This window comes from Paenibacillus sp. OT2-17 (assembly GCF_009827695.1).
Lineage (GTDB): Bacteria > Bacillota > Bacilli > Paenibacillales > Paenibacillaceae > Paenibacillus > Paenibacillus polymyxa_B.
The window spans coordinates 1-3303 of sequence record NZ_WUDQ01000417.1 but is presented as its reverse complement, the minus strand read 5'-3'; the positions used below and the strand labels follow the sequence as shown (position 1 = coordinate 3303).

General features: G+C 42.8%; 2 protein-coding genes. One reads left to right on the top strand and one right to left on the bottom strand.

Annotation, left to right across the window (positions count from 1 at the left end):
* Positions 1 to 765: cation diffusion facilitator family transporter (locus GRP75_RS22300; protein WP_160790387.1), on the top strand; the 765-nt coding region annotated here is incomplete at its 5' end.
* A gap of 1865 nt (positions 766 to 2630) precedes the next feature.
* Here the strand turns inward: GRP75_RS22300 and GRP75_RS22295 are convergent.
* A partial coding sequence (locus tag GRP75_RS22295) for an alpha/beta hydrolase family protein (RefSeq protein ID WP_160790386.1) occupies positions 2631 to 3303 on the bottom strand: 673 nt, incomplete at its 5' end.

Below are 3303 nucleotides of genomic sequence, written 5' to 3'. Positions count from 1 at the left end.
GCATTCACATTTGGCTCCAAAGCTGTAAACACAGGGAAAACATACGGCTACAGGAGATTTGAAATTTTAGCTGCAGCCCTTAACGGTGTTACGTTGATCGGCATTTCACTTTACATTTTTTACGAGGCGATTGAGCGGTTTATGAATCCTCCGGAAGTAGCCACATTTGGCATGTTGATTATCAGTACCATCGGATTGCTTATAAATCTGTTGGTTGCGTGGATTATGATGCGTGGAAGTGACACCAAGGAAAACCTGAATATGCGCAGTGCCTATTTGCACGTACTCAGTGATATGCTGGGGTCAGTTGGCGCCATTGCCGCAGCTCTTATGATGATGTTTTTTGGCTTGGGCTGGGCAGATCCGCTTGCTAGTGTCGTTGTCGCGGGACTTGTTTTACGTAGCGGTTACTTTGTCACAAAATCGTCCTTGCATGTTTTGATGGAAGGGACGCCCGAAAATGTTGATATGAACGAAATTGTCAATTCGATCCGAAGGGTAGATGGTGTTAAGGGAGTCCATGATGTACACATTTGGTCCATTACAAGCAGCATGAACGCTCTTACTGCTCATGTTGTCGTTAACGGAGAAAAATCGATCTATGAAACCGAAGTGATTCTAAAAAAAATCAAACACATGCTGGAACACAAAGAAATCTGGCACGTGACCTTACAAGTTATGTCCGAACGGCATGCTCACGATAGCTCGATTTTATGTACCGTCAAAGCCGATGTGACGGATGCGCATGCTCATCATCACCATTGATGGACACGGAATCGTCAACATCAACCGCTGTAGACGAAATGAATTTATTCCCCCACAAGCGGCCTCTCCACTCCATAGTGTGATGAGGCTGTTCTGCTACTTATGGAAACAAAGTCAATCAAATTAAGGCTGGAGCTGCTGTTTCGCTTGCTGTTTTTGCAGATCCTATACAATCTCTTGGATAACCGAATGATTTAGGAAGCCAAAGTGAATCTGGCTTACAAGTGGTTCATCGGATTAATCCGGAGGATCCGCTGACAGATCGAGTTTGACCTTAGAGATACGTTCAAGAAATGGATCAAGCGCAGGCCGATCATTCAACACAAAAACGTGGAGGTGAAGAGATTCGGTATGGATACAGCCCCAGGTACTAGGGTCTCTTTCGTATGTGATTACAATCCTACCTCACCAAGTTCGTTGTAAACGCGAAACGGAGGTGAAGCTAATAGAGTAAAAGCAGTCCATCTTCGGGTAGAGGATGGGCTACTTTTTTCGTCTCATCGTATCCATTTTTCCTGTCTGAGCTTTCATAACTATATAAGCGAGGGTTTGCAGGAATCTCCTAATTCGGGGCTGTTTTTACGTTATTGATGGTAGGTGAAATGGTGAACCGTTTTTGGGGGAGTGTTGCCCTCATTCAAATCTCTTTCTGCTATTTGGAAGCTACATCCATCGATACTCAGGAAAAGTTTGTCTTTAGCTTTCGGGGATATTTAGATAATTAACAAGCCTGTTTTTTATTGTATTTGTTAAGCTGGGATGAAAAAGTGTCCATCAGTTTTTTCATATACGGGTATAATGATGACGAAAATGAAAAGGGAGGAGATTAAGATTAATTATAAAGATATATACAATTTACATATTCAGCTTCTTGGTATATATGAGAGGAACTAACAGGATCGCTATCCTTATCAAAAGGATATTAATTTTTATAAACGACAGCTCAACTTTTTTTGTGAAAATATTGTACAAAAGATTTTTGTTTTAAACCAACTAATAAAAATTTATGAGAAGAATAGAGAGCCTAAAATTAAGTGGTGCTCAGAGACTTATTATTCAAAACAACATGAGGATATTGAAAAAGTAACAGATTGAAAGATGTTAAGACCAGTGGGTGGTTTCATTTCAGCGTAATTGAAATATCGTTCTACATGAATAAATAGACATGCCAAAGCGAAATATTCAAGAAAAGCAAAATCACAGATGAGTTCCCAGTTTGGGATTTGATTCTGTGATTTATCTTATTTCACGAGCGGAAAAATGTTTAAATTGGAGGCTATTACAAAGAAAATATAACGAAAATTACCGCTAGAAGCAGGCTAAATTGCTGCTCAAGAGCCTGTTTCTACAAGTAGTCACCATAGTTTAGACCTGCAGGAGAAGTTAACCTCGTATGCAAAAGATTAAATCAGATCTACAACAATACAGAAACAACCTCTCGCCAGTATTGCTAAGTAAAAAGGGACGAAGCGGGCTATCGTAAAGCTTAGCAATAAATCCAATTACTAACTCGGGTATCGTTTCTTTGTCCTCTGAGAAATGAATACGAACCCATTTCTCAGAATCCAGGCGAAGATTAGGGAGTTTGATCACTTCATCTGGATGTTCGTTGAAAATAAAGTTCTAGACTGGAGTTGTTGATCTAATGTGGTTTTTCAATTATTAATTTGGCAGCCTTCGCAAAATAAGTTTTAGACTGTTCCAATAAAGTAAGCAGCGGCGGACTAAGACGTGAAAATAAAGTCTTAGACTGCCGCTGCTGTTGCAGCCTGATATTGAACTAACATTCCCCAGTTAGCGTAACGATTAGTTAATCGAACACTCAGTTAACATTTGATTTCGACGGAAAGTGATTGTTCCTAATGTTAAGTCAACAGAAACTCTACTACTTCAGCCTTCAGCGTTTCGTGAAATTGCACGCGATCAAAGCCGGGCGGGTCTTGCGAGGGGGGAAAGTCTAGTGAAATCATCTCAGCTGGGAAAGGAGTCAGGAAGGAATAATGTCCGGCATTCTCCACCGTCCGATAGCGAATCATTTGCGGTTCAGCAACACTATTCATGATGATCTGCGCGTGAAAAGGAAGTGCGTAAGGGTCTCGCTCGGCATCCAACATGAGAATGGGGAGCCGAACGTTGTTTAATGCTCCCTCATTACGGAACCAAACGGACGCCGGGGCTAGCAAAATCTGGGACCGGATGCGTGAATCATGAGGGACATCGATCTGCTGCGGCTTCCCATCCGGGCTCTCAGTAGGGAAGGAGGTCGGGATACCACCAGCTGCTGCAAGCGCGGTGTAGCCCCCCATGGAATGCCCGATGACCGAATGGCCTCCCGGCTGTAGAAGCCCCTTAAACCTCTCATCTTCAAAAAACCAGTCGGCTGCCATGCGAAGGTGCCGGGGGCGATAGGTGAGGTTTTGGACAGTACCTTCCAAACTATTATCATTGCGGTTATTAAATGGATGTTCGAGAAGGCCAACGATAAAGCCGCTGCGCGCCAAATGCCGAGCGAGCGACCGGTACACAAGCGGTGAACCG